17 protein-coding genes are annotated in these 22,203 nt (G+C 31.6%); all 17 read left to right on the top strand.

The genetic code is table 11. The features are described 5' to 3' along the window. Positions 1-43: 43 nt before the first annotated feature. A complete protein-coding gene (locus IJQ68_RS10375) occupies positions 44-778 on the top strand; it encodes a hypothetical protein (RefSeq protein WP_292800238.1) in 735 nt (244 codons plus the stop codon). A 206-nt stretch (positions 779-984) separates the two neighbouring features. Beyond that, the gene (locus IJQ68_RS10370) at positions 985-5,025 is read left to right on the top strand and encodes a hypothetical protein (RefSeq protein WP_292800236.1); all 4,041 of its coding nucleotides are present in this window, start codon (positions 985-987) and stop codon (positions 5,023-5,025) included. A 5-nt stretch (positions 5,026-5,030) separates the two neighbouring features. Further along, complete coding sequence (locus IJQ68_RS10365) at positions 5,031-5,480, top strand: hypothetical protein (RefSeq protein ID WP_292800233.1); 450 nt, start codon at positions 5,031-5,033, stop codon at positions 5,478-5,480. A 2-nt stretch (positions 5,481-5,482) separates the two neighbouring features. Next, a complete protein-coding gene (locus IJQ68_RS10360) occupies positions 5,483-6,517 on the top strand; it encodes a transglutaminase-like domain-containing protein (RefSeq protein WP_292800230.1) in 1,035 nt (344 codons plus the stop codon). A 17-nt stretch (positions 6,518-6,534) separates the two neighbouring features. After that, entirely contained in the window at positions 6,535-7,806 is a 1,272-nt protein-coding gene (locus IJQ68_RS10355; RefSeq protein ID WP_292800228.1) for a hypothetical protein, read from the top strand. Continuing rightward, entirely contained in the window at positions 7,803-8,486 is a 684-nt protein-coding gene (locus IJQ68_RS10350) for a hypothetical protein (RefSeq protein ID WP_292800225.1), read from the top strand. The genes IJQ68_RS10355 and IJQ68_RS10350 overlap by 4 nt, the downstream gene beginning before the upstream one ends. Further along, a complete protein-coding gene (locus IJQ68_RS10345; RefSeq protein ID WP_292800222.1) occupies positions 8,470-8,913 on the top strand; it encodes a hypothetical protein in 444 nt (147 codons plus the stop codon). The genes IJQ68_RS10350 and IJQ68_RS10345 overlap by 17 nt, the downstream gene beginning before the upstream one ends. Beyond that, positions 8,910-10,064, top strand: coding sequence for a baseplate J/gp47 family protein (locus tag IJQ68_RS10340; protein ID WP_292800219.1), 1,155 nt, complete (start codon positions 8,910-8,912; stop codon positions 10,062-10,064). Before IJQ68_RS10345 ends, IJQ68_RS10340 begins: the two co-directional genes overlap by 4 nt. 10 nt (positions 10,065-10,074) lie before the next feature. Beyond that, positions 10,075-14,037 carry a carboxypeptidase-like regulatory domain-containing protein gene (locus tag IJQ68_RS10335; RefSeq protein ID WP_292800216.1) on the top strand — a complete coding sequence of 1,321 codons (3,963 nt, stop codon included), beginning with the start codon at positions 10,075-10,077 and terminating at the stop codon, positions 14,035-14,037. Beyond that, positions 14,034-14,303, top strand: coding sequence for a hypothetical protein (locus IJQ68_RS10330; RefSeq protein WP_292800213.1), 270 nt, complete (start codon positions 14,034-14,036; stop codon positions 14,301-14,303). Before IJQ68_RS10335 ends, IJQ68_RS10330 begins: the two co-directional genes overlap by 4 nt. Next, entirely contained in the window at positions 14,300-14,980 is a 681-nt protein-coding gene (locus IJQ68_RS10325; protein ID WP_292800210.1) for a hypothetical protein, read from the top strand. The genes IJQ68_RS10330 and IJQ68_RS10325 overlap by 4 nt, the downstream gene beginning before the upstream one ends. Before the next feature lie 17 nt (positions 14,981-14,997). Then, positions 14,998-17,280 (top strand): hypothetical protein, encoded by a 2,283-nt coding sequence (locus tag IJQ68_RS10320; protein WP_292800208.1) that lies wholly within the window; start codon positions 14,998-15,000, stop codon positions 17,278-17,280. 2 nt (positions 17,281-17,282) lie between these two features. Continuing rightward, entirely contained in the window at positions 17,283-18,086 is an 804-nt protein-coding gene (locus IJQ68_RS10315) for a hypothetical protein (protein WP_292800205.1), read from the top strand. Positions 18,087-18,164: 78 nt separating this feature from the next. Further along, entirely contained in the window at positions 18,165-19,076 is a 912-nt protein-coding gene (locus IJQ68_RS10310) for a hypothetical protein (RefSeq protein WP_292800202.1), read from the top strand. Positions 19,077-19,121: 45 nt separating this feature from the next. Next, entirely contained in the window at positions 19,122-19,748 is a 627-nt protein-coding gene (locus IJQ68_RS10305; protein ID WP_292800199.1) for a hypothetical protein, read from the top strand. 26 nt (positions 19,749-19,774) lie between these two features. Further along, on the top strand, positions 19,775-20,644 hold the full coding sequence (locus IJQ68_RS10300) for a hypothetical protein (RefSeq protein ID WP_292800196.1): 870 nt from the start codon (positions 19,775-19,777) through the stop codon (positions 20,642-20,644). 104 nt (positions 20,645-20,748) lie between these two features. Continuing rightward, on the top strand, positions 20,749-22,203 hold a 1,455-nt coding region (locus tag IJQ68_RS10295; protein ID WP_292800193.1), incomplete at its 3' end, for a hypothetical protein.

Below are 22,203 nucleotides of genomic sequence, written 5' to 3'. Positions count from 1 at the left end.
TAATCTTTTAATAATTTTTTTTTTCAAAGAGGCCTGATATAAGATGAGCACTGAAAATTTAGACAAACATATGTTAAAAACAAGATTTCCATTAGAATGTGAAAGATTACCATGGGAGTATCTAGAAGAAGATGAAAAAATACTCGCAGAAAAATGTATCAATCACGAAGAATTAACACCAGAAGAATTAGCAGATTTAAAATTATTATTAAAAAACTACCGTCCATTCCTCAGAAAATATGATATTAAACAAGCTGAAGAAAACATCGAAACAACAGATAATATCATTAGAACTCAATCACAATTACTCGAATTACTACATGATGAAAAAAGATATCGTATTGACATGAATTACTGGATGAATGGTAAAAAATACTTATTAAAACTCAAAGTAAAACCATTCACAGACAAACAATACCTGGAAGGAATAGGTTCTCAATTAGGAATATTCCGTGATTTAAATAAAAATGAAAAAATCCTAATCAATAAAGCCAATAACAATGAACCATTATCTCCAGAAGAAGAAAAAATGCACCAATCCATCATGGATAAAATCAATGAAAAACTAGAAGATGATGAAGCTCAAATGGAATTAATGACTAAATTTTTAGCAGACCGTCTTGATTTTATAGATGATGAAAAATTATCATTCGAAGAAAAAATAGAATTCTGGAAAACTATTGAATTAAATTACCGTGTAAGCTTATTCAATAGAGTGAAAGGAATTCTACAATTCAATGATACATTTGAAGAAGAATTATTTCCACCTGTTAGATAGTTTCTTAGGTGAAGTCTATTTTCGTGTATCCAAACATCTCTGTATCCCTATTTCTGAAGTGATTTATAAACGCAATGACTTGGATATGATAATGTTAATGCGAAAATATGGTGAAGAAATTAAACAAGAACAAAAATCTATTCGTGAAGCCCGTAAACAAGCAAAGAAAAATAAAAAGCATCAAAAAAGAATGAGGTACTGATACTATGGCAACTATGGAAGAAATCATGATAACATTCAATTCAAAAGAAAATGTCACTGACACCACTCAAAAAATTGATGGATCAGTTCAAAGCATGGTTTCTAATATTACTGCTGCAATGTCCAAGATGAACCAAGGTCTAATGAGTTTATCAACAGGCATGAATAGTATGCTTAGCGGCATTACGGGCGGTAAAACTGCAAGTGATATAATATTTGGTACTACATCTAAAGCTGAAACTAATAAAGTTTTAATTAATATGATGACTGAAACAGAAGATGCTGCTAAGTCATTATATGATACTGTTGATAAAGTTACGGATAGTAGTCTTACTTCAATGCAAGAATTAATTCCTGCGATGAATGCATTTAAAGCAGCAACTGGTGCTTCAGATACTGCATTAGAAAATGTCACTGATGAAATGGCTAACTTTGGTGCTGCTGTTCTTGCTCAAACAGGTTCAACAGAACTTGCACAATCAGCAATGATGGATTTGTCAAAAGGGATTAAAGGTGCTTTTGCAAGTTTGGATCAGTATGGTGTATCTGAAGATGCATTGAAAAGAACTGGCTTATGGTCTGGTAAAGAAGATGATGTTGAAGGATATATGGCTGCAGTAGAAGAAGTCATTGGTTCAACAGAAGAATTAATGGAGACTAATCAAGGGTTAGATGCATTAATTGGAAAAAGTTTTAGTCGTGCCGGTAAAAAAATAGGTAATGAGTTTTTACCAATAATTAAAGATGTAAAACGTGGATTCATTGATTTAGATAATGAATTGGGTGGTGCTTTAGCAGGGACTATTCTTGTTGCTAGTGAAAGTGTCGATGCTCTTTCTCAAGCATTGTTCACTGCTTCTACTATGATTAATGGTGTTCAAGATATTGCTGATGCTTTTCATGATGTGCGTGATGCTATTAAAGGTGCTAGTAATGCTGCTGAAGGGTTTAATAATACTTTAAATATTGCTTCTAATGCTTCAGATATGGCTGGTTTGGCAGGTGTTGCTGGTGCGGGTGATGTGGCTAAAGGTGCTAGTAAAACTGAAAAAGCAGTTGATTTGGGAATTGGTGGATTAACTGCAGCAGACTTGATGAAAGGAAATACTAATGAATATGAAAAAATTAAAAAAGAAATTGAAAAAAGTGCTTCAAGAAGAAATGAACTCATTGAACAATTACGTTCTATCAAAAATAAAGATTCTAAAAAATTCAAAAATACTCAAAGAAAATTATCTAAAGAAGATATTAATCTAAAAGAAAGTATCGAAAAAGCTAAAAATCTAGATATATTTAAAAGTCGGGGTAAAAATAAAGAACCTACTCCTGAACAATTAAAAGAATCATTTGGGTTTTTCAATTCTATTGCTGATGGTTTTGATAAGGAATTTGAAAAAAAGAATATGACTTTAACGAAATCTATTTCAAATAAAATGAAAGGATTTAAAACGAGTATTCTTAGTGGTTTTGATTCTATTAAAAAGTTTAGTGTTGGTGAAACTTTACAAAATGGATTAAAAAAAGGTTTTGGTGGATTAGGTGATGTTGCTGGAACTATAAATGGGAAATTTTCTAGTTTCACTAAGTCAATTTCTGAAATTAAAATGCCTGATATTAAAGGAAAATTACATAACTTAAATAAATCTTTATACTCTTCTATTAGTGATTTTAGTTTTACAGATAGTTTTAAAGGACTAAAAGACAAACTTTCTGGTTTAAAAGAAGCAGAAGAAGTTGGGGATGATATCAAAAAAATGGGACAAATGGCTGAAGAAGTTGGTGATACAGCCCCAATGCTTGCATCAGGTGCTGCTGGTGCAGAAGGTGCAGCCGCTGCTACAACTACCCTAAGCGGTGCTTTTACCAGTATGATTGTCCCGGCTTTAGCATTATCTGCCGTTATCATGATCATGATTCCTATCGTGGCAGTAATTGCTGCTGAAGCAATGGTTTTCATAAAGTTACTTGGAGAATTTATGGAAGCATTGCATTTTGAAAATATTGATTTAAGTGGTGCTGTTGAAGGATTAAAATCAATTACTATGGGAATAGCCTATGTTGGAGTAGCAATGGCTGCAATGACATTCACAAGTATCATGACTGGTTTGGCTATTGTCACTAGTGGTTTCACTGGAATTACAACTCCATTGAAAATAGCGAAAGATGCTATTATGGATGCTGCAAATGAACTTAAAGCGTTTAGTAGTGTTAATATTGATCCGTCTATTGCAACTAATATTCAGGCGGTTAGTGATAGTTTAAGTGCTGTTTCTAATGCTATGAATGCTATTACTTGGACTAATATTACTACTGGATTTAGTAATTGGGTTTCTAATATGTTAGGGTTCTCCAGTATTACTGATGGTATTGAACAGGCTAAAGATGAGATTATTTCTGCTTCTAAAAAGTTAAATGAATTTTCTTCTTTAACTCCATTGGATTCTAATGTAGCACAGAATATCCAGAATGTTTGTGATAGTTTGGCTAGTGTTGGTGATGCAATGGGTGCTCTTAGGAGTATTCGTGATAGTCAGAATTGGGATAATATGTTCACTGATTTTGTGAATGGATTATTTGGTGGTGTGGACATTGGTGAGGCTTTGAATGCTGTTAAAACGGATATTTATGATGCAGGTACTGCATTGAGTGGTTGGAGTGTTCCATCAATACCTGAAGATTTAGGTAACAATATCAAAAAAGTTTCTGATGCATTAACTAGTTTATCTGATGCATTTGAAACACTAAGAAGTTTCAGAGATAATAACAATTTTGACCAATGGATGGAAGGATTATTTGGTGGGCAAGATATTGGAGAAGCATTGAAGACTATTATTGGAGATGTTAATAAGGCAGCAGAACAACTTTCCACATTAGATATTAGTAATGATACAATTAATGAAGATTTAATCACAGGAATTAAAAATATTGTCAATGCTTTAACTGAAGTATCCAATGTTGCTTCTGGATTAACAAGCTTACCAAAAATGGAAAACTTTGATAGTGGCACAATTGATACTGTAATGACTAATGTTCAAACAGCCGCCGATTCTCTAAGTGGTTTGACAGTTGGTGAAGTTAACGAAGATACCATTACTAATATTAAAAACGTTGCCAGTGCTATAAGTGAAGTTTCTGGTGTAATGACAAGTTTAACTTCATTACCTCCAATGGACGGATTTGACCCGAATACAATCACAACAGCAGTTACAACTGTCCAAAAGGCGGCTACTGAATTAGGTAATCTTTCAACTATTACTTTTGGTGATGGTGGTGACCCATCAACTATGTTAAGCACTATCAATACCGCGATAACTGGTCTTAGAGATACTTTAACTAATCTTGCCGGAGGTTTCAGTGCACCTGCAACAAATATAGGTTCTCAAATTGTAATGGGTGTGCAAACAGGTTTAGCACCATTAAGTGGTAATGTACAGACTAGCGTTTCATCTGCAATTTCATCTGCGAGTGGTGAAGCATCATCAGGCGGTCAAAATCTAGGTTCTCAAACTACTGATGGTTTCCGTTCTACTTTAAAATTAGCTGATGTTATGAGTACTGAGATGGGTTATGTTAAATCTGCTGTGGATAGTGGTATTGCCGCTGCTAAAACAGCTGCTCAAAACGGTGCAGAGGAAATTGTACAAGCATTTAAAAATGGAATTGAAACAGGTTCTCCTGGTGCTATGGCTTGGGCAACTTATGATGAAATGGGTTATATTAAAGGATTCATTGAAAAAGCAAAATCTCCGTTACGTAAAGCTACATATGGCCTGGCACAGGGTATTGTGAATGCTTTTGGAAATCCTAGTTTAATGTTGTCAGAACCCGTAATAAGTTCTGGTTGGAATATGGATCAATTGTCTGCAATTGATACTGTAAATTCCCAAGCACCTCCAAGTACTACCAATAATAACTCAACAACAATCATTTTCAATGAAGGTTCCATCCCAATAGATGCGAGAAATATGACTTCTTATGAAGCTAAACAATGGTTGCTTTTAGCATTAGAAAGTTTAGGAATTGATTTACCAATCAAAGGAATGTGATATGTATGGTTGGAATGTATGATGATGTAAATGAAAATGTATCTGAAAACATTGAAATTGATGGATATCCTTTTTATGCTGAAAATATTAATGCTAATGAAGCATATAATCGTCGTGAAACTAATCGTGAACCTATTATGAATGGTACTGAACATGTGAGTAGAGGAAGATATGTTGTTAGAGATTATAGTTTTTCCACTACGGTTTATGTGCCTGATGGTCGTCCAGATGTTCATGATGAGATTTTCCGTGAAATGATGAGTAAACCTTGTGAGGTAATCTCTCCGTATATGGGAGGTAAATTCATGGCAGAAGTCATCATTAGCAAGGATATTGAGGAAGCATCTCCCAATCATATAAATTTAGATGTTCAAGTAATCGAAATACCTGGTGAGGATTCTTTGATTCCAGGTGATACATTCATCATACCTGAAGATAAATTAAGTGAGGAATAAGTATGGTATTTTCAATTATGGAACAGTATGATATTTATCGTAGTGTATTTGAAGTCTATAAAACTGATGAAGAAAATTTCATTCCATATATTCCTAATGGTGGTGAATCAAATGAATCTTCTGAGGATAATTCAGAAGAAGAGGATACTTCCACCACTGAAGAAGAGGAAAATAATGAAGGTTTCACATTACATCAAGGAGAAATCCAAGAAATTTATTACTATGGAAATATATTCAATTCTTCCCATGAACATGATTATGAAGATATAAGTAATAATGGAAGCATCTCATTCCCATATGTTGATAAAAAAAGATTTTATAAAGGAGTGAGAACTTGTCTTCGCGAATATGTCGAATCACCTAATGAAACTACTTCTTATGATGATATGGCTGAAGTATTATTAGGATTCATAACAGAACAAAGATTTTCAACAGATAATGTTGAACTTCAAATCGCAGGCATGACTAAATTACTAGATAAAAAATATCAGTTTGATTTTTCTCAAATGAAACGTTCAGCTATTGTTGAAGAAATTATTAAAACTGCAGGATTGGTTCCTGTAGTGGATTTTACAGGAATGGTTGATGAAGTTATTGATTATAGTAATGTTTCCAGTAGTGAAGATGGCGATGATGGTGGAGATTATAGTGGTAGTGTATCTTCAGATGTTAAGGCAATGGCTAAAAAAGTCTGTAAAGGTAAAAAAACTGCAAAAGCAAAGGCTAATGCAATAACTGCTTTTATCTGTGACCATGTGAAATACCCTGCACCAAATTATCCTAATCATCATAAATGCCCATCGGAAGTATTATCTTCAGGTTATAGTAATTGCTGTGACAGAGCCCGTTTAGGTTATGAAATGGCTCAGGTTGTTAAATTAAAAGCACGTGGAGTTTATGGTACTGGTCATGTATGGGTTCAATATTATGTCGATGGGCAATGGCAAAATTCAGATCCTGGCTATGCTCGAAGAAGTTTAGGTCAAGTCTATGAAAATCAAACTGTGACTAGATTATGGGATTTCCCATCATGTTAATTAAGAGGTGATTTAATTTGTCTACATATGTAGTAGCAGCCGATAATTATTCTAATGGAAATCATGCAACTGAGAAAGGTTGGATTGATACTGTTATTAAGAAATTAGAAGCCAAAGGTCATACCTGTGAAAATGCGGGTGTGGGTCCAAATACTATTCAATCATATGGATTATCATCTAAAGCCTCCGGAAAAATTGGAGTATTTATTGTCAATGGTTCTGATGCAGGAATGTTCGTTGACTTTGTCACAGGATTAAAAAACGGTTATTATCACTATAAATATATGTGGGTAGTATTTGCATCCAATACTGCAACTACAGACAAATGGTTAACCTGCAATGGTATCGCCAATACTCCTCTTGTTAGAGCTCATGATGATAATTATAGTGGAAGTACTATTGAGTCCGTTGGTCAAACTGCTAAAGCTTATTTTGAAGCGAATAAACAGTACATTAACTATGTTTGTGGAAAGTTAGGTTGTAGTTTTGATGAAATAGCCACAAAATTAGCTAATGGTGGAAGTGATGATGATGGAGAATCTTCAGCATCATCAATAAAAGAAGCTTTAAGAGATGTATTAAGTCCTTTAGATGGTGAAGTTGAATGTAAAGTGATTAATGATAAAGTATTTGTTAATAAGATTCCTGAACCAGAATCATCATATAATTTAGAATTATTGGAAGGAATTAATGTAATATATGATTCAATAAGCATAACTGATTATAATCCTAACACTATTAATAAACTGATTGTACATTGGAATAATGGTGAAGATATTGTTTATATGAATGATGAGTTAATAGATAGGTTTGGTGAGAAAGTATCTGAATTAGATGCTGTTAAAACAATTACTATCACAGAAACGGATGAATCATCCGGTGAATCATCATCAAGTGAAATAGATAGTAATGCTGATGATTCTATTAGTACTGAATCTAAAACTACCACTTCCACCAAAGAAGTTCCTGTTGAAACTTATGAAGAAGCTCTAAATTTCGCTAAAACAGAATGGGCTAAAATTCGCCGTGAGAATGGTCATACAATAGAATGTAGAGTAAATGCTTCTCCTAAATGGCGTCAAGGTGAATGGGTTAAAGTTTATATTCCCAGTTTTGATGAGGATTGCTTTATGTATATTACTAAAGTTTCACAATCTAATTCTCCTAATAATTCTCAATGCAGTTTAACATTAACAGATTATCCTCCTAGTCTGGGTGAACCAAAAGAAAATTCAGATGATGATTCTGAAGAAAATGAAGAAGAAACATCAGAGGAGGAACTAGAATGAAAAGTAGTGACATAACCGCCACGGATGGTAGAGTAATTAAAGCATTTTCTCCAATTATTCATTCAGTCATTGATTCAACAGTCAATGATAAAATAAAGTCTGAAGTAGATAAATCTAAAATTCATATTGGTGTTTTAACTAAATATTATCCCTATTTGGATAAAGCCCAAGTTAAAGTAGGTAATAAATTAATTTTTTGTAAAATTTTACATAGAATGCACGGATCCATTATTGATTTCTTTACTCCAGATGGTGATGCTAGTTTTTGTGAAATATTAAATGAACCATGCATCATTCCACGTAGTGAACTTGATTGTCTTATAGCAGATATTAATGATAATACCAAAGAACAGTTATTATTGGGTTATTTCATTAAAGAGGATATTGTTTTCATTAATCCTGCTAAACAAGGACATTATAGAATATCTGATGTGGGTTCTACAAATGAATATGGTTTAGATGTTGGCACAGGAAACATATGCATTAATTCTAATAATGGAGTTACCTTTACAGAAGGATTGATTGCAGATGAGAATACTGTTGTTGAATATGCAACTTCAGATAATGTCTATGATAAAAAAGAAATTTACACTAAAGAAGAAGTTGATGAAGAAATTAAAAAAGCCATTGATAAATTAAGAGAAGAATTAACAGGTGATAATAGTGACTCTACCGGTTGATCTGGAAAGTGATAATTTCAGATTTTATAAAACATTACATGAAGATGTACTTCTAAAACCTGATGAAAACAACAAATGGGATGTACAATTTAGTAATGGTGATTGGATTAATGTAACTGGCCAGGATAGTTTACGCAATGCAATATGCATAGCAATAATGACCAGATACAAAGAATTAGAAGAAATGCCTTTATATGATGGTTTTGGTTGTAGAATCCACGAGTTAATAAAAGGAAAGGTCTCCAATATGTCAAGATATAAAATGGAATTATTCATTGAAGATGTCTTAAAAAATATGCGTAGAATCCATAAAATAAATGATATTACAGTTGAAGATAATGTGGATAATGAATACTTCAGACATAGGATTTCTTTTAGTGTAACTAGTATTTCTGATGAATTAGTTGAAGGAAGTGTTGAAATATGACTTTTAAACCCAAACAATATGAAGAAATCTTTTTAAATTCATTAAAGGATGCTTATGATAAGGGCTTAATTAGCAATTCAGAAGAATTCATTAATTATATCAAAAATAAGAAGGATATCAGTAATTTTTATGTAATGAATTTAAGTGTTGATGCTAAAAGCCTTGAAGATGCATATATCGAAGAAAATAATATTTATCTTGCTGGAAGCCCTTTAACTGCAACAGGTACAGATTTGGATAAATGGGGACAATTAATTAATTGTCCTAGACCACAGGCGACACATGCTGGTGTTGAAATAACTTTTTCATTAAGAAGAACATTGAACGAAGACGTACTGGAACCTGCTGGAATACTTATTTCATCAACTACAGGAATTGTTTATAAGACTGTAGAGGATTTATATTTCCCATCTGGTGAAACAGAATGTACAGTTTATGCATTATCAGTTGATGCTGGTGTAGAATATAGTGTTATAGAAAATACTTTAACAAAAATCATTAGCAACATCGATAATATTCCTGTCGGTGTATCATGCACTAATAATAATGTTTCAAGCCGTGGAAGTAGAACTTACACTGATGATGAATATCGTGAATTAATACTTAACTGGATTGAAATTAACCTTAAAGGCAGTGATAAAGCATATCAAAATTATTTTGCAAGAGCTGATGGCATAGATGGGTATAGTATTGTTCCTAACTGGGATGGTTCTGGAACTGTAAAAATTGTAGTGGATCCTGGAGATAGTTATACACTTAATAAAATTTACGATGATTTAAATAATGAAATCACTCAAGAAACGGAAGATATTGTTTTAATGGCTCCAATATTAAAACCTGTTGATATTTATGTTACGTGTAATACGGATATTGACCGTTTAAATCCTTATTCAACTAAAGAAAAAGAAATTATTTCCGCAAAAATCAAGTCAGCTATTAAAGTTTTTATCAATGGTGGTTTTCTAGCAAATGGTAATTATCATAAAGGAATGATTATAGGTGAAGATTTCATACCTCATAAATTAGGAGTTTTTATTGATAGAGAAATTACTGAACTCAAAAATATTGTTTTTTCAAATCCTACAGAACCTATCAGTGTTAATAATGAAGAGAAATGTGTTGCTGGTGAAATTATTATTAAAATGGAGTAAGTGATATTTTATGCCACGTAATAGTTTGAAAAAATTAAAGGATAAATTTCCTTACTTCTTGGATAAGTCTGATGGTAGTAATTTCAGTAAAACTAAAGAAGTTTTCAATAATCGTTTAGTTGATGTTTATAATGAGTTATTCCAGGTTTATCTTGCAGGTAAATTAGAGAAAAATTTACTTATTTGGAGAGAGCAGACTTCAGCTAATGAGTATGCAATTAATTTTGTTGCTAATTTCCCGTACTTGAAAAGTGTTACTTGCTATAAAAATGATGAAGCCATATACACTGAAACATTTTCATATAATGATGAAGTACATACTTTCGAGTATTCTTATGAAAGCACATCAGAAAATATCATTCCTGAAGATAAGTTTAAGATTTATGTCACCACTCATGAAGAATATAGTCTAGTGAAAGGCTTTCCTGAAAATGATGGCCTGATAGATGATATCTATGATCATGATACATCATTAGATTCTTTCGGAGCATTATACAATATTCCCAGAAAAACATACAAAACATTATCTTCAAATGATTTAGCTGAAATGAGTCCAATTCAGATAATTGACTATTATCAAAAAACAGAACATCCTTTCAATAATTCCACTACAGAAGATGATTATCATTATATGAATAGAATATTGGATTATATTAAATATTTGAATAAAATCCCATTGCCTGTTTTGGAAGTTTGGAAGATTTATGGCTTAGATCCAACTAATCCTGATTTGATTAAGTTAACTAATCGTGAAAAATATTTATGTAAAATGTTTGAAACTTCAAGACATTTAAATAGTGATGGAGAATATGATAATGGTTGGCAGCCTGAAAGATGGGAGCATAAAGACTCATTATGGTGTCCAATTTCACCTAAAATTTTCTTCTTTGCACAAGTTGACAATGCATCACCCATTGAAGGACGAAAAGTGAATTTCACTTTTAATTTTTATGATGCTTACGCAAAAAGATATAATAAAACATTTTACATCGTACCTTATGTTGATGATGAAATATTTCAGGAAGAGTTTTACCTAACAGATAATTCCTGGTCAGTAAGCACTGATGATTTTCCAGGAATAAATGATGGTAAATATCAATTTGATTTCACTTTCAGAGCTTACGAATCATTGAAAAAACTACAGGAAAATTCACAGAATTACATTGAATCTGATGAAATAAGAATCATCATAAAAGGATGTGCCACTGCAGATTTATATGTTGACTGTGTTTCAGGTAATGATTCCAATGACGGTTCTCAAGATTATCCGTTACGTACTATAAATCATGCTTTAGAACGAATTGAAGGTTCCAATAATGTAATCGTGTTGATTAATAAGAATGAACGATTTTATATTGATAATCCATTAGTGATTAATGAAACATGCAGTATATTATCTTGTCCTGCAGGAGCAGTAATTTATCAAAACAATGGATGGGAAATCTTTAAAATAATGCAAGATACCAGATTATATCTTCAAAATATCACATTAAAACATAAATGCTGTGAAATAAATGCAACAGGCAATGATTTTATTAATCAAAATATTTTAAATTATCCCGTTAATATCACGATTCCTAAGTGGGTTTGTAAAATTTCAACTAAGATTAATATGGAAAAAGAACTTGAAGTTTATGCTCATAAAGACATCCAATTTACAGGATCATTATTAACAAATACTGGCGATTATAGTGTTGGAAATGAAATACAAGTTAATGGTACTTTAACCAGTAACTGTCCTGAAAGTACTAATGAGATAGATAAACCTGTAAGTGGAGAAACAATTGAATTATATCATAAAGATATTATTGTGGATTCGGAAGTTACAGATGATACTGGATTGTACAATTTAGATTATAATTTCAATGAAATTGGAGAGTTTAATTTAAAAGTCAAACACCAGGAATCCAAAAAATATTGTTATAGTGAAGATTATTATAATGTTACTGTAAACCCAATGCCTACCTATTTATTGACTAATACTGCTGACAAAATTATTATCGATGATTCATTCTCTGTTAATTATGAAGTTTTAGATTATTATGATAATAATGTTAGTGGAGGAACATTAAAATTATATGAAAACAATACTCTTCTAAAAACAGTTGATAACGGAGAAAGATTATCTCACACACCTTCAAGTGAAGGAATTCATAATTATAAACTTGTTTATTCTCATGATGAAACTTATGTTGATAGTAACATTACATTTTCAGTTAAAGTTGTTAAATTAGAAACTTCTATTAGTTTAATCGGCTCTGGAAAATCCACATACTTAACTAATGAAAATATCAAACTTACAGGGATTATTACTGATGAAAACAGTAATCCAATTGAAAATGCTAGTTTAAAACTATATGATGGCTCCTCGTTAATAACAACTTTAAATAGTGATAGTAATGGGGAAGTTTCTTGGAATGATAAATTAACTTCAGGAACACATAATTTACACTTCGAATATGGAGAAACAAGAAAATATTATTCAAGTGTCAGTAATAGTTATCGCGTAAGAGTGAGGGAAAATGAATTAGCGGATATTAATCTGAGATTATATCCTGAAAACAAAGTATTACTTTCGAATTCCTCTTTAATTCCAATAAATGTTTTTGCATGCGATAGCAATCGAAATCCTTTAAAAACTACTTTTAAAATATGGGATACTTATAATAATTCTTGTGAGAACAATGTTAGTCAGGTTTACACAACAGGAAATGATGGATGGTGTGCGGTGAATGTATCCACACAAGCTATTATAAATTGTAGTGGAACATATCTTCAGGCAGTCAGTACTGTTGATGGAGATGTCTACAGTAATGTTGCTCATATTGTTTATGGTGTTAAAGAAGAAATTAATCTTTCTGGTGGAATATTTGCAGATGAATCATATTACAGTTACTCTGATGATGTTCTTCATATTAATGGTTATCTGGTGGATAGTGATGATGATCCGGTTCCAAATGAAAATATTTTTGTTAACATGATTGTTGATGGTGCAACAATTCAAAGTAAATCATTAACAACAGATATCTTCGGAGAATGGGAAACAACATTCACCACAAACAGTAATATTCGTGGAAAAGACATTAAATTCCAAATCAAATATAATCAAACAGATTATAAATATTCTAGTTTCACAGATGATGTGACTGTACAATTCAAACAATTAAACACAATTATCACATCTGAAAATATTAATTTACCTGCCGGAGAAATAATTAACATCTCTGGAGAAATAACAGATGAAAATAATCGTAAAGTTGATACTGGAACAGTCAATATTTCATTAAACAATAAAAATTATTCTAAAAATATAACTAATGGACAATTTGACTTACAAATAGATGAAGTTCTTAAAGCAGACACATATCAATTATCATTCAATTTCGTTGAAAATACTTTTTATAATGCATCAAATATTACTAAAAATGTTGTGATTACTAAAGTTACACCAATACTAACTGCTGAATCAGAACATTCAATTCCAGTTTTAGAATCAACATTAATTCCGTTCAGCATATCTAGAAATACTAGAATACCATTAAATGGCGAAATATCATTGATTGATAATAATGATAATTCTGAAATTGCAATAGCGGATGTAACTTCTGGCGAACTTAATGTAGTCATGGAAGAAACTGGTGAAGTACAATGTAAATTAATCTATTCCGGAAATGATTATTTGGAAAACGTAAACACTGATGTGCTGCTTATTGTGTATGGACCATATTATATTATTTCAACAAATAAAGATGATGATTTCAATATTATGTTAGTTGATGAATTCCCAACAGATATTGATTCAACAGAAGAATATCATGTTTTAACCGAATTGGATGATGATTATCCGAATATAATCATCACTTCAGATATTGAGTATGATACATCAACATTAACAGATGAAGATATTCTTATAATTGATAGTGATGATAGTGAGCCGGATATCTTATTAATCGATGAAGGTGAAGAAGAATGACTAAAAATTGTAAATACATGAGAACAAAATACAATTGGACACCAAACGATTATGATTTAGAAATAAATCATAATCAGATACCATCAAATATTATTCTTGAAGACGTTCCGAATCTATCAAATAGATTGCAAAAATTAATGCCTTTAAGCAAAGCTATTCATTTAAAATTAGATGAAGGAAAACAAGAATTAAATTCTACAATAGATATTGTTTCTGAGTTATCCTTAACAGTAAATAATCACGTAAAAAGAGTTGATATAATATGATGAATGTCAATGTTAAAGGAGCATATAGATTTATTATCCCTATTGCAACAATGTTCATGAATGAATCAATTGAAATTAAAGGCAATAATCTAATAACTTTTTTCGGTGAATGTTTCTTCATGAATCGATGGGTCAACAATGAATTTTCACCAATAAAATATATTGTTCTGGGAAAAGGAACTTCAAGGCCCCGTAAAAGCGATGAAACATTAGGTAATGAAACATGTCGAAAAACATGTAATTACTCAGTGGATCCAACAACTAAAAAAATAGAATTAACCACTAATGTTTCAGCTTCAGAAATTTTAGATACAAGTGAAATTGGTGTATGCAATGATGATTTGTTAATTAGTCATGATGTTTATAGAAAAATTTCATCTACTTTTCTTGGAAATACCACCAGTTCTGTTACAATCCATTACACTTTCAGTCTTGTTACAGGTAGTTTACGTAGTGATTGGAAACCTACAGAATCTGGGGAATATTATATTTATGAGCCGAATACTGTTGTTGGGGTTAGTGAATTAGATTCTGGTTCCGGTTATAATCAAGTTAAAAGTAGGGATGAATTAATTGAAGGTTGTTACTATTGGGATGTAACCAGTAAAAATGTGTATATAAAACCTTTATTGGGTAAAGATCCTAATTCTATTCAAATTATTGTACAAACTAAATAAAAATGAGGTTATTTTTTATGACATGTCCAGGAGATAAATATGTAAATCCCGGTCTCAGCAGTTTTGGTGAACAAAGGTATGTTACTGCGGATTTATTGCGTACTTTTTGTAATAATGATGAATATCTAAAAAAGCAGATTGAAAAGTTGGAGTATTTAACTCCACCAGCTGTTAGAAAAAATTTTAAACCAATTCCTGTTGATGAATCTAAGAGTTATGGTTATAAAATTCAGCAAAATAATAATATTACATTTAATAAATCAACTTTAAAAACATTGAATTTTAATTTTGATGATTTAAGTATTGTCGATACAGCAAAAACCACTGCTGTTTGGAAGTCTTTTCTTGATGATAATAGGAACGTGCAGCATAAATTTGAATTGCCTTTAGTTACTTTGGATAAAGGAATTAATAAGGAAACTCGAAATTATAGTCCATGGACCATCAGAGATGAAGATGGAAATGTTGTTTCAGATGATATGACTTGTAACGAATTTTGGTACATTGGATTTGATAGGAATAGACATTATGAAGTCAGGCCTAATTGGCTTTTTAATATGCTTAATGGTGAAATACCGGGAATTACTAGAGCTCAAACATTTGTTGCTAAATCCTCAGGATTACTAGAAAATGTTGTTCTTAATCTTCAAGGGGGTACAAATACTGGAATGCCTCTTGTTGTTGAGATAAGAAAAACAGAAAAAATTGATGATGTTTACGTGCCTGTTAATTCAGATGTAAATCATTTGGCTTATCAGGAAGTTAAATTTAATAATACTAATCCTGGTGTATATAGTGTTACTTTTGATTATCCTTGCACGGTTAAAGAAGGTGAAACTTATGCTATAGTTTTATTATCTCCATTATCTCATTCAACTAATTGCTATGCAGTTGGTGGGTGGAATAAACATTGTCATGCGGATAATACTCCAAATGAACATGCATTCTATAGTTTTAATTGTGGATACACTTGGATTAGATATGGTAAAGATGAAGATGTAGATTATCATCAGGGAAAATATGCTCCGCAAGATTTCTCATATCAATGCCATATAAGAGAATTGGGTACTGCTTATAGTACGGATGAATGTTACTTATACTTAAAGCCTATTTTTGACAATCCAATCAAATCTGTTACTTTAGGTGCTGAATGTGAAGGGTCAACTGCTACATCCGGTTACACATTAAAATATGAAGTAAGCAATGATGGCCATACCTGGAAGAGCATATCTAATGGTGGAACAATCTATTTTGAAAATCCAGTTAATGTGTTATTCGTTAGAGCAATATTTAAAAGCACTAATGGTTCTAAAACACCGTACATTGAATCATTAGGATTAACTTTAAGCACTGATTTGCCTCGTGAAATGTATGTTAGAACTCCATTTTATTATCCTCAATTATCCTGTATTCTAGGAGCTTCTGTCTGGGGAAGAATTTTCGCTCCATTTGATTGTGACCCAACAACAACTTGTGGTGTGGAAATAATCAGAGAAAAAGAAGTAATGGAACATTTTATCATAATTGAACCATCGGATTTAATATATTATACTTATATTGAGGGTATTGAAGCTAGTGATATTGAAGGCAAAACTGCAAATCAACTTAAAACTTATTTAACGAATAAACCTTCAATTGTTTCCCTATTGAAAGAACATAATATTTATGTTATTGGTTTCATTGATGAGTTTAAATTCATTAATAAACCGGCTTATCCTATGATTAATGCATCATTACAACCATCTGCTGTTGGTAGTTCTACTGTTAATTATGGTGAATGGTATGATTACATCATAGATTATGATGAGAATATTTTAACTTTATCTGATTATAATCTTGAAAATCTTGTGAAAGGAACTTTAACTGTTTCATATAATCCAGTTTTCATTGAAGGTTTGACAAATGAGGAAGTTGGTTTAAGAGCGGATAAAACAGAAGGTTTAATCCTAGATTATTTTGAAGAAACATTTATCGTTGATAATGAAATGGTGGAAACTAGAAATATTAATCTTCGAACAGAACCTATAGATCCAATCAGAAAATTTACTTTGATAAAAAGTAATGGTGAAGAGCTGAATTTATATGAAAATATTGATTATGTTTTATCTGAAAAAAATATTCTTTTAGAAATTACTAATTTTGATGGTGAATCACCAATTATCGCCGAGGGAGATATTATTAAAATTGTTTATACTCCTAATTTGGATGATAATGCAATTAGTATTGGTTATTATGCTAAAAGGGAAAATACTGATAAACAAGTGAATATTAAGCCAAATTATATTGAATATAAGGTGTGATTATGACTGATTTTAAAGTTAGATGTTATCATAATGATAATGAAGGTAAGGTCATTGGTGCTGAAGTAATAATTTATAGTGGTGATGATGTTATAGATAATATTGTTTTAGTCGATAAAACAAAATTTGATGAATTATCTGAACAATTAGGTGAATTAAATACTACTTATGTTGATAACAATGAATTAAAAGAATATTTAGAAAATTCAAACGAATCAAACATAATTAATGCTACTACACTATCTGGTTTTGCTAGTGATAAATTTCTAAAAACAGATGATATTAATGCTTATCAATTTTCACCAGGTCCACATAGTTCATCTTCTCCAGTTTATGGAGCAGGTTCTACATCAGATTATGGTCATGTTAAATTAGTTGATAATTGCAATCATGACAGTTATCATGATGGGGAAGCATTATCTGCTAGGCAAGGTTATGAATTAGATTCAAGACTCACAGATTTGGAAGGAAATGTTAAGAAAAATAATGTTCGAATACTTCTTTCACGTAAAAGTGATGGTGCAGGCGAAACTGGAACTCAAATTATCATGGGGTATAATACAGGAAATGGTATTGTTGCACGTATTGATTGTGACGAGCAGGACTATGATTTAAATGGACGCACAATAAGATTGTTGATTAATGGTGTAATGTATGATAGAATTACTGATGGACAAGGAAAAACTAGTGCAGTTACAATTAATTTAAGTCCTGGAACTTATCTTGTCACTGCATTAATGGCGGGTTATGATGGTAAAAATCCGGTAAGTGAACAAAAATTTTTAGTTGTAGAAAATAATGGGTGATATTTTATGGTTGATACAGATAATCTAATTGATAAAATTGATAGTATAAGCGATTTATTATGCAACATTAAAGAAGCAATGAAATCACATTTTTATCTTAAAAGTGACGTGGATATCCTTTTAAATGGAAAATCTGATACAGACCATATTCATGATGACCGTTACTTCACAGAAACAGAAGTAACCACTAAATTAAATGGTAAATCAGATACAAACCACACACATACAGTTGACTCCTCATTAAATGCGAATTCCACTAATCCTGTTCAAAACAAAGTAGTTAAAGATGCTTTAGATGATAAAGCTAATGCAATTCATACTCATACAGTTGACACTGCATTAAATAATTCATCTACGAATCCAGTTCAAAATAAAGTAATCAATAATGCATTGAATGGTAAAGCCAATACTAATCATACTCATACTGTTAGTAATATTGCTGGTTTAGAAGAGGATTTATCTTATAAAGCGGATAAGGATGAACTTGTCACTGTAGATAATCAATGGATTCAGGAAAGTACAAATCCAATTGAATCTAGGTTAATTCTTGCAGAATTGGATAATAAAGCTCCATTAACTATGGCTAGTAGTTCAAATAGGGGTTTAATGTCTAGTACGGATAAAAATAAACTGGATAGTATTACTGATGGTGCTAAAGCAAAGAAACGAGTTCCTGGAATATACATTAGTTCTGATAAAGACAATACGAATCAAAATTTAATCACTATTGATAAAGGCACCCGTTTGAAAGTTGTTGTATTCAATCAAGATGAAATGGGTAGTCCCATAGATGTATATGATAATATAGATAATTATGCTATTCCAAATACTACTGTTCATTATTCTATCAATGGTGCAAATAGAGTTGTTGATAATGGAGGGACAATTGGTATTAATATAGGTCCTGGAACATTTGATATACATTTCATGTTCGCTGGATCAGGAAACTATTATCAAGTTTACCGTAGTATTAAATTGAGAATTGACTAATTTTTTATGAAAAATCATATTATTTTCTTTGGAGGATGATATTTTGTGATAGAAACTTTATTCACGGTAAATAACCAACAATTAAAAAGAACCGACACCATAGTCATAGTACAAAATGCTAAAAACATCATCAAAACCTTCTTTTCTTTCAACGGTGAAATATGGGAAAATATTAATAAATTCGCAATATTCACTGATTCCTGGGGAAATAAAATAACAACCCATCTTGGAAAATCATGCAAATGCAGTTGCATAGTGCCGGCTTCCTGCTTAAACGGAACATACTTCAAAGTCACTGTTTATGGAGGAGACCTTGTCACTACAAATGATGTGACTATTCCATTAATGAAAAGTGGTTATAGCAAGCATCATCACCAACATGAATGTCATCATGAACATAAAGATATCTTTGTAGATATTTTCGATAAACTAGATAAGAAAATAGATGATATCCTTGTCATCGATAACAGCATTCAATGTTATAGTGATGGTGAATTAATTGACAGTGTCAGTTTAAATGGTTTAAACAGTTTTGTAGATGAAACTCGTTTTAATGAGTTGATACAAGATTATGTTAGTAAAATTGAATTAAAAACATTCTTAGAATCCGAAGGATATATAAAAAATCTTGATTTTGATTTTGAGAATGGAGAATTAACTTTCGAAAAATAAAAAATATATTTTAAAATGTGATTAATATGGGAAAATTTACATTAAATATACAAAACTATATTAAAAAAATAACTTACATAAAAAGTGAAATAGATACCTTATTAAATGGTAAAGCAGATTCAAACCACGAACACGGAGATTTATATTACACTGAAACTGAAATCGACACTCAAATGGACACTAAAGTCGATAAAGTATCAGGTAAAGGATTATCCACTGAAGATTTTACTACTGCAGAAAAAAACAAATTAGCAAACCTCGAAAACACTACTGTTGATGCAGCATTAGACAACTCTTCAGAAAACCCAGTTCAAAACAAAGCAATATACACTGCTTTAGATGGTAAAGTTGACAAAGTAAACGGTAAAGGATTATCCACAGAAGACTTTACCACAGCTGAAAAAACCAAATTAGCAGGATTAGAAAACACTACAGTTGATTCTGCATTAAATGCAACAAGTGAAAACCCAGTTCAAAACAAAGTAGTTAAAAGTGCTTTAGATGGCAAAGCAGCATCTTCTCATTCACATTCCGCATCTGAAGTTACTGATGCAACTGCTTATGCAAATTTAGAAACTGCTGCAGGTGCTACTCAAGCAACTATTAACAGTGCAGTGAACTCCAAAATTGGTTCATTATTAGCAATTGAATTAATTACTGTTGTTGCAAATCTCCCTACTGCTTCAGCATCTACTATGAATAAAATGTATCTTGTTGCAGAATCCACCAGTGCTACCAATGATAATTATGAAATTTTCATCACTGTAAAATCTGGTAATAATTATGATTGGGAGAAAGTTGATACTGCACGTATTGATTTATCTGGTTACATGCAAACTGCAAACTTCCAACCTGCTTTTGATGAAGACACTGGTATTTTAACTATTGATTATTAGAGGAAAATTCTTTTTTCTTCTAACTTTTTTTTCTATTTTTTTTCAAGATTATTCTAAAAAATTTTTATTTACTAAAATATCTATTTAAAGGAGGAATATTCAATATGGTAAAAAAATTCTCAGCAAATATCTCTAATTGGTTTAAGAAAAAATTAGGATCAACTGCATCACAAATAAAAATGAACGGTACCCAAAGTGCAGGTACAAGTGAAAATGTTGCAAGAGAAGACCATGTCCATCCAGTGGATACTTCAAGAGCAGCTTCCAGTCATACTCATGGTAATATTACGAATGCGGGTGCTATTGGTTCTGCTGCAAACAAGCCAGTTATCACAACAACCTCCGGTAAACTGACTACAGGAGATTTTGAAAGTACTGCAACAAATATTAAAATGAATGGAACGCAGGCAGTAGGAACACAGAACACATTTGCTCGTGGGGACCATGTTCACCCGACGGATACCAGTCGTGCTAGTACTGCTGCAGTAACTCAATCTGCAAATGGTTTGATGAGTAAAGAAGATAAAACAAAATTAGATAAAAGTATGAGTATCAGTGCAGGTAATGTTGGCGGAACAACTTCAGCATACACGGTTTCACTAACTGGTGTCACATTAACTCATGGAACATTAATAGCATTATATAATGCAATTGGTGCGAATGCTGCTAGTGCTACTTTAAATGTTAATAGTTTAGGTGCTAAACCAATATATTACAACGCTTCAGCAATTACAGCAGGCAGATATCCAAACAAATCCACCTGTATCTTCATGTATAATACAAGTATTGTTAGCACTGGTTGTTGGCAATTAATTTACTCATATGATAGTAATACTACTTATACTGCCGATACTTTAAAAGATGCAACTGCACATACCGAAGCAATTAATACTGCGGCAAATGCTACACAAACAAGCATTAATTCAGCATTAGATTCAGCTATTAAAGAAGTTGATGAAAGATGTGATGATATTGTTGCAGGAGATATTGATTTATCTTCTACTCACACACATACAAAATCACAAATTACAGATTTCCCTACAAGTATGACTCCTTCAAGCCATGCTCATGGAAATATTAGTAATGATGGTGTTATAAGTGGTCAAGCATCAAAGAATGTTGTAACTGATGCCAATGGAAAAATAACAACCGAAGCCAAACCAACTATTCCTTCAGCTAATAGTACTGCTACTAATATTAAGATGGATGGTACTCAAAGTGCAGGTTCATTATCAACTTTTGCAAAAGCAGACCATGTCCATCCAGTGGATACTTCAAGAGCAGCTTCCAGTCATACTCACGGTTCTTTAGCTAATGGTGGTACTTTAAATTCAGATATTACTAGTGTTAATAAAGTAGCAGTCACAGATTCAAGTAATAACTTGAAAACAATTTCAAAAGTACCTTTTGCTAATTTAAATATTACTAAAGATAATATTACTGGATTGGGTATTCCTGCAAGTGATACTAATACAACTTATAGTGCAGTAACTCAATCTGCTAATGGATTAGCAATATCCACAGATAAAGCGAAACTGGATAAAAGTATGGTTGTTGGT

Origin of the sequence: Methanobrevibacter sp. (assembly GCF_017447225.1) — an archaeon.
Classification (GTDB): domain Archaea; phylum Methanobacteriota; class Methanobacteria; order Methanobacteriales; family Methanobacteriaceae; genus Methanocatella.
The sequence above is the reverse complement of the archived record's forward strand: the minus strand, read 5'-3'. Positions and strand labels throughout refer to the sequence as shown.

Bases quoted from the DNA above. Each gene is read 5' to 3' on its own strand.
- IJQ68_RS10375 (WP_292800238.1), top strand. From the start codon at position 44: ATGAGCACTGAAAATTTAGACAAACATATGTTAAAAACAAGATTTCCA.
- IJQ68_RS10370 (WP_292800236.1), top strand. From the start codon at position 985: ATGGCAACTATGGAAGAAATCATGATAACATTCAATTCAAAAGAAAAT.
- IJQ68_RS10365 (WP_292800233.1), top strand. From the start codon at position 5,031: ATGGTTGGAATGTATGATGATGTAAATGAAAATGTATCTGAAAACATT.
- IJQ68_RS10360 (WP_292800230.1), top strand. From the start codon at position 5,483: ATGGTATTTTCAATTATGGAACAGTATGATATTTATCGTAGTGTATTT.
- IJQ68_RS10350 (WP_292800225.1), top strand. From the start codon at position 7,803: ATGAAAAGTAGTGACATAACCGCCACGGATGGTAGAGTAATTAAAGCA.
- IJQ68_RS10340 (WP_292800219.1), top strand. From the start codon at position 8,910: ATGACTTTTAAACCCAAACAATATGAAGAAATCTTTTTAAATTCATTA.
- IJQ68_RS10335 (WP_292800216.1), top strand. From the start codon at position 10,075: ATGCCACGTAATAGTTTGAAAAAATTAAAGGATAAATTTCCTTACTTC.
- IJQ68_RS10330 (WP_292800213.1), top strand. From the start codon at position 14,034: ATGACTAAAAATTGTAAATACATGAGAACAAAATACAATTGGACACCA.
- IJQ68_RS10325 (WP_292800210.1), top strand. From the start codon at position 14,300: ATGATGAATGTCAATGTTAAAGGAGCATATAGATTTATTATCCCTATT.
- IJQ68_RS10320 (WP_292800208.1), top strand. From the start codon at position 14,998: ATGACATGTCCAGGAGATAAATATGTAAATCCCGGTCTCAGCAGTTTT.
- IJQ68_RS10315 (WP_292800205.1), top strand. From the start codon at position 17,283: ATGACTGATTTTAAAGTTAGATGTTATCATAATGATAATGAAGGTAAG.
- IJQ68_RS10310 (WP_292800202.1), top strand. From the start codon at position 18,165: ATGAAATCACATTTTTATCTTAAAAGTGACGTGGATATCCTTTTAAAT.
- IJQ68_RS10300 (WP_292800196.1), top strand. From the start codon at position 19,775: ATGGGAAAATTTACATTAAATATACAAAACTATATTAAAAAAATAACT.